Raw genomic sequence first — 6,932 nt, forward strand, 5'->3', positions numbered from 1 at the left:
TATTATTTATTGTAGAAGGATTTGTTATGATTAATAAAGAATTAAATATATTAATTAATAATTAGGAGATGGAAATATGAACTCAAGCTTAATGGAGCAAATAACCGCCGGACGGGAAATGAACTTAATGGAAATTAAGCAAAGAAAAGAAAACGAAGGTCAATCGGTAGTGGGAATGTATTGCGGCTTTTGTCCACGCGAACTTATCTTAGCGGGCGGAGCCATCCCGGTCATGTTATGTGGTACCAGTGATCAACCCATCGCGTCAGCAGAGCAGGATCTACCGCGGAATCTATGTCCTTTGATCAAATCTTCCTACGGGTTTGCCATTACTGATACCTGCCCATTTTTCCATTTCTCCGATTTGGTTATTGGAGAAACTACCTGTGACGGTAAGAAAAAAATGTTTGAAATTCTGCAACAAAAAAAGCCGATGCACATCATGCAGCTGCCCAAGATGCCCGAACGCCCATCTTCCCTCACCATGTGGTATAGTGAAATCGTTTTGTTGCGCGAAGTGCTGCAGGAACATTTAGGCACAACGATTACTGATGAAGCCATTTTAGAAGCAATTCATTTGACAAACGAAGAAGCCCGTACCTTGCGGGAACTATATGAATTAAACTTTAACCGCCCCGCACTTATATCTGGACTAGATCTGCTGAATGTTTCATTTCAAACTATGTTCGCAGCCGATCGCTGGAAAACCATGGGACAAATACAGCAATTAACTACCGAAATTCGGGATAAGGCTTTATCTGGTTACCACGTTGGAAATACAGATTCACCGCGTATACTGCTTGCTGGCTGCCCAGTAGGACTAGGCAGCGAAAAAGTAGTGGCTCTAGTGGAAGAACTCGGGGGCATTGTGGTAACTATGCAAAATTGTAACGGCTACGGAGGTAACCTGTTATATATTGATGAGGAGGACACACGTGATCCCATTCTGCTGCTGGCCGAAAAGTACCTAAGTATCCCGTGCAGCATAATGTCCCCTAATCCCGAAAGGCTACGGATTTTAAAAGAAATGATTTTTGATTTCCAAATAGATGGGGTTATTGATCTGAGTTGGCAGGCCTGCCATACGTTCAATGTAGAATCTTATCATATAGAACGCCTGGTTAAAGACCAACTTGAACTCCCCTTTCTCCATATTGAAACCGACTACTCCATCTCTGACCGCGAAAGCTTAAAGGTACGCATTGAAGCCTTCCTGGAGATGATAAACCCTGCATAAAACAATCCAAACGAGACTATATTCAAACGAGGCACTCTTTTTGCTTCCTCAATTAAATTGAAAATTTGTATCCGCCAAGAGGACTTCCCCTTGGCGGGTACTCCTTCAAGCTATCAGGGTAGCTAGGTTTCAAATTACGTTACCTACTTAGACAAGGTTTGCGGAAGGTTAGCATAAGGGTCGTCACCTTGGCTAGTATAACTTTCTACCATAAGTACCTGGCACCTATGGTAGAATTATCTTATGCGTAATAAGATCTCGAAAGGGGTATTTATAATGGCAGAAAAATTAGTCGTAATAGGTGGAGTTGCGGCGGGAATGAGTGCCGCCAGCAAAGCTAAGCGGGTTAATCCTGCGCTTGAGGTACAGGTGTATACTGATGATGAGTTTATATCCTATGCTGGCTGTGGTCTGCCCTATTTCATTGGAGATGTAATCCTTGCAAAACAAGACCTTATTGCCAAAACGGCGGAGCAATTTGCTCGGCAGGATATAGCGGTGGAAACTTCGGTTAGGGCCATCCAGATTAAACCAGCTGATAAAACCGTGATTTTGCAGCGGCTGAATAACGATGAAATCTTTGCAACCAGCTATGATCGCTTGGTAATTGCTACTGGTGCCCGACCTTTTGTTCCTGCGCTTAAAAACCTGGATTTAAACGGCATCTTTACTCTACGTACGATTCATGATAGCTTGAATATTCGCCGCTATATTGCTGAAATGCAGCCCCAGAAAGCACTGGTGGTCGGCGGCGGTTATATAGGACTGGAGATGATTGAAAACCTGATTCTGCACGGTTGTGAGGTTATCCTGGTCGAAAGAGCGCCGCACATCGTTCCTAATATGGATGAAGATATGGCACAGATCGTACATGATTATCTGGAAAGTAAAGGAGTAAGCGTTCTCACTTCAACTGATATAAACGGTTTGGTCGGTGAGAATAAGATAGTCTGCGCAGCGGAAAGCTCACAAGGAAACATAGACTGCGATTTCGTTTTGTTATCCACCGGTGTGATCCCTAATTCGGAAATTGCTGCTGAGGCAGGTTTGGCCCTAGGTGTAAAAAACGCTATTCGGGTAAATGAACGGATGGAAACCAGTGCAGATAGTATTTATGCAGCTGGTGACTGTGCTGTAACCTATCACCTGCTCACCGGTCAGGAAGTCTATATACCTATGGGAACTACCGCCAATAAGCAAGGGAAAATAGCTGGGGAGAATGCTGGCGGCGGCAATGCTAGGTCTGCGGGTGTACTAGGTACTGGCATTGCCCGGGTTCTGGATTTGGAAATGGCACGCACGGGTCTAAGTGAAAATGAATGTACTCGCCTAGGATTTGAAGTCAGCAGCCGTACCATCAGCGCCAAAACGGCTGCTCGATATTATCCTGGCGCAGGTGATATCCATGTAAAGTTAACCGTAGACAATAATAGCCTTCGTGTTCTGGGAGGACAGATAGTCGGTTTTTCTGGAGCAGCCAAAAGGATTGATACCCTGGCAGCAAGCATAACCACCGGTGCTACGGTAAAGCAGCTCATTGATATGGATCTGGCATATTCCCCGCCCTTCAGCCCGGTATGGGATCCGGTATTAATTGCTCTGAATCAGTTTGCATAATCTTGCCTGGTATTAAGAGGCAATAGACTATGACAGGCAATCCTTAACCTTAAGGTAGCCCCCTTACTTTTTCTGTAGCCTTTGGAAACAGGCTGGTCTTTTTTAAAAAAGCGGTCAAATATAAACCTGATCTGCTTAGAGCGGAAAACTTTTTGGCAGTGCTTAAAAAAGCAAAAGGCCTTGATTATAAATATAAGAAGGTGTATATCTTATTGATAGGGAAAACACCCTGGCATTAGCTGGAAAGCAATGGGGAGGACAGGAGATGCTGGCTCATAAAGATTACAAAGTTGATCAGGCCCGACCTGATGATGCCGCCGCCATGCTGCATTTTTGGCAGGGTATTCCCGGTCTGGGAATAGGACAGGGTGATGATGAAGAATCCCTGCAGCTATTTATGGCTCGCAATCCTTCCACCTGTCTGGTGATAAGAGATGCGGAAGGACTGATTGGAACTGTCCTGGCTGGTTTTGATGGGCGTCGCGGCTATATCTATCACCTGGCAGTACATCAGGACTACCAGCGCAAAGGCTATGGTCAGACCCTTTTAAACCGGGCCATACTGGAACTCCAGACCTTGGGAGCTCGCAAAATGCATCTTTTTATTCTGCGTGATAACCCCACCGCCGCAGCCTTTTACGAGCGACAGGGCTGGCAGAACCGGCACGATATCCAGGTTTTTTCCTGGGATACGGGACGCTAACCGGAAACTATAGAAATAATAATAGTCATAAAGAAAGTTTTGCCCCACGGAGGCTTAGCTTATAGATACATTATTTTAAAACTGGAGAGGTGGCAAATAAAGTGGATCGTGTAATTATCATGGGTGCAGCCGGCAGGGATTTTCATAATTTTAACTGCTATTTTCGAAATAATCCGGCTTACCAGGTGGTAGCCTTTACCGCAGCTCAGATTCCAGACATAGAGGGCAGGGTCTATCCCCCTTCCCTGGCTGGAGAAAAATACCCAGATGGTATACCCATTTATGCTGAAGAGGAACTTCCGGAATTAATCAAGAAGTATGACGTTGATCAAGTGGTTTTTGCCTACAGTGATGTTTCCTACGACTATATCATGCATAAGTCGGCTGTGGTTAATGCTGCTGGGGCTGATTTCCGGATCATGGGGCCCAAAAACACCATGCTTAAATCGCAGCGTAAAGTGATAGCCATTACCGCGATACGGACTGGCAGCGGAAAAAGCCAGACTACCCGTTATGTCAGCAAACTGCTGACCGATGCGGGTCAAAAGGTAGCGGTTATCCGCCACCCTATGCCTTACGGCAATCTGGAAGAACAAGTAGTTATGAGGTTTGCCAGCTATGAAGATTTAGATAGGTTCCAATGTACTATTGAAGAAAGAGAAGAGTTTGAACCCCATATCGATGCGGGAATCGTTGTGTATGCCGGGATTGATTATGAGCTTATTTTACGCCAGGCAGAAGCCGAGGCAGATGTCATTCTTTGGGATGGCGGCAACAATGATTTGCCTTTTTATGAATCTGACCTGCATATTGTCATCGTTGATCCCCACCGCGCCGGGCATGAAACCAGCTACTATCCAGGTGAAACCAACCTGCGTATGGCTGATATCGCTATCATCAACAAAGTTGATTCCGCCGAGCCGTCCTGGGTAGAGGCTGTCAAGGAAGCTGTGATAAAAAGCAATCCGGGTGCAGAAATAATCCTGGCTAATTCACCGATTACGGTTGAACAGCCCGAATCCATAAAGGGCAAGAAGGTGCTGGTGGTTGAAGATGGTCCCACCCTAACTCATGGGGAAATGGCTTATGGAGCAGGCAGTATCGCCGCCCAGGATTTAGGGGCTGCAGAACTGATCGATCCCCGCCCCTATGCGGTAGGTAGTATCCGCGAAACCTTTGCAAAATATAATCATCTATCAAATCTCCTGCCAGCTATGGGCTATGGCAAAACCCAAATAGCAGAACTGGAACGAACCATTAATAGTTCGCCTGCCGAAATGGTGATCATCGGTACCCCTATAGATCTGCGCCGCATCATGTCCATCAATAAACCGGCCGTAAGGGTAAGATATGATCTGGAAGAGATCGGCACTCCTAAGTTACTTCATCTTATAGCCAAAATACTGTAAAAATACCCAAGGACAGGGGGATTAATTTCATCTCCCTGTCGGCAATAATGTAGAATGAGAACGATTTTTCGCTTTGGTAAAGATCCGAAACAGCGAATCAGCGATGACATTTTATTCTCTCCAATATATTTTAACACCCCTAAGGCTATCTCGGGTTCGGTTCTCTACTACCCCGGTTTTCCAACCTCGAAGTTTGTATAATCTTTCTCTTTTTCCTCATTTAAATTTAGAGCAAACAATTCCATTACCATCTGGGGATACAGCTGTACTTCATTACTAGCTGCCATTTCTTTTAACTTCACAATGGGACTGCGCAATAGCTGATTAACTATGGAAGCCGCTAAGCTTTGTAAAATTACCTGTTCTCTTTCGGAAACTTTACCTAATCGGTTAAAAGCCCTTTTTAATTCGTTTTGTTTTATCGTCTCGCCATATTTTTTTAAAGCCGTAATTATCGGAACGACATAGAGCGTCTCCAGCCATTTTTTAAATTCCGTTAATTCTTCTTCAATTATAGTTTCGGCCATCCATGATGCCCGACATCGCTGGTGGTAGCTGGCGTTAACTATATCTTGTAGGTCGTCAATATCATATATATAAACCCCTTCAATCTCATTTAAACTGACTTCCACGTCCCGAGGCACCGCTATATCAATAAATAGAATAGGGAACCCTTTCCTCTTGCGTAGTATGTCACCACAGTTATCTTCACGGATTACACAATGGTTAGCGGCTGTGCAGCTGATTACGATGTCAGCATTCTGTAACTCGTACTCCATTTCATCAAAACGTACCGCTTTCCCATTAAATAGGGCTGCCATTTGTTCTGCTTTTCTATAAGAACGGTTAGAAACAATAACTGAATTAACCCCATTTAGCATAAGGTGCCGGGTGGTTAATTCGCCGGTCTCACCAGCTCCCACTACGAGTACGGTTTTATCCTGGAGGTCACCGAATCTGTTCTGAGCAAGGTCAACTGCCGCACCGCTTACTGATACTAAATGTTGATCAATTCTGGTATCAGTGCGAACTTTTTTACCAACAAATAGAGCTTTCTGAAAGAGAGCGTTTAATACTTTATCTAAAGCATTAAACTCCTGAGCCTTTTGATAGGCATCCTTTACCTGCCCCAAAATCTGGGTTTCCCCCAGGATCATGGAATCCAGGCCGGAAGTGACCCTGAACAGATGAGCAATAGCTTCGTAACACGTTTGCAGATAGCAATATTGCCAGAATTCTTCCTCTGAAATACCTGAATATTCCATCATAAATGATTTCAGAACTTCCTGTCCTTCTACGATATTGCGAGCAGAAGCATACAACTCAGTACGGTTACAGGTATTAATAATTACTATTCCTTCAATAACCTCATATTTTTTAAATTGGCAATAGGAATTTTTCATTTTCAGATCAGTTAGAGCAAATTTCTCTCTAATTTCGACCGAAGCTGTATGATGGCTAATTCCCGCAAGGAGAACATACATTACCTGATCAGCTCCCCTACTTCGTCACGATCTGCTTGCATTACAGATCTGAGTCAATTGTTTTTTATCAATTTCCAACGCTTTTCTATATCCAAATCGGAGTTTTTTAGTTGTTCCGCAAGCTCAGGCAGGCAGGGGCAGTATATTTAATATACTTGCACTAACATCTTCTTAAAGTGAATATGACACAGAAAAGATTTATGGATAATATAGTTTATTTATAGCCACATAAGTATTTAGTAATATCCTGATCGTTAGCAGCTACATTGCACCTATAGGTATATTTTCTTAGTCGGTTATAGGTATTGGTTTTAAACATTTCTGTTACGCTTTTCTATATATGAACAACAAAAATCTATAAAGGCCTTTAATGATGCCGAATGGTATTTATCCTTGTGAAAAATAATATTAAAATCTCGCGTAAAAACAATATCTTCTATATCAACTTGTATTAAATGCCCTGCCCTTATATCATTCTCTAC

5 protein-coding genes are annotated in these 6,932 nt (G+C 43.5%); 4 read left to right on the plus strand and 1 reads right to left on the minus strand.

What is annotated here, in order from left to right:
* The first annotated feature begins 76 nt into the window (after positions 1 to 76).
* The 4 genes from AAV90_RS06165 to AAV90_RS06180 all read left to right on the plus strand — a co-directional run bounded on the left by AAV90_RS06165 (position 77) and on the right by AAV90_RS06180 (position 4,966).
* Positions 77 to 1,237 carry a double-cubane-cluster-containing anaerobic reductase gene (locus AAV90_RS06165; protein WP_046496697.1) on the plus strand — a complete coding sequence of 387 codons (1,161 nt, stop codon included), beginning with the start codon at positions 77 to 79 and terminating at the stop codon, positions 1,235 to 1,237.
* Between the two features lie 276 nt (positions 1,238 to 1,513).
* A complete protein-coding gene (locus AAV90_RS06170; RefSeq protein ID WP_046496698.1) occupies positions 1,514 to 2,854 on the plus strand; it encodes an FAD-dependent oxidoreductase in 1,341 nt (446 codons plus the stop codon).
* A gap of 265 nt (positions 2,855 to 3,119) precedes the next feature.
* On the plus strand, positions 3,120 to 3,557 hold the full coding sequence (locus tag AAV90_RS06175; RefSeq protein ID WP_052729633.1) for a GNAT family N-acetyltransferase: 438 nt from the start codon (positions 3,120 to 3,122) through the stop codon (positions 3,555 to 3,557).
* Between the two features lie 101 nt (positions 3,558 to 3,658).
* A complete protein-coding gene (locus AAV90_RS06180; protein ID WP_242847498.1) occupies positions 3,659 to 4,966 on the plus strand; it encodes a cyclic 2,3-diphosphoglycerate synthase in 1,308 nt (435 codons plus the stop codon).
* Between the two features lie 167 nt (positions 4,967 to 5,133).
* Here the strand turns inward: AAV90_RS06180 and hemA are convergent, their stop codons facing one another.
* Positions 5,134 to 6,450, minus strand: a complete 1,317-nt coding sequence (gene hemA / locus AAV90_RS06185; RefSeq protein ID WP_046496700.1) for a glutamyl-tRNA reductase — start codon at positions 6,448 to 6,450, stop codon at positions 5,134 to 5,136.
* Between the last annotated feature and the right edge of the window lie 482 nt (positions 6,451 to 6,932).

This window comes from Syntrophomonas zehnderi OL-4 (assembly GCF_000983115.1).
Taxonomy (GTDB): domain Bacteria; phylum Bacillota; class Syntrophomonadia; order Syntrophomonadales; family Syntrophomonadaceae; genus Syntrophomonas_B; species Syntrophomonas_B zehnderi.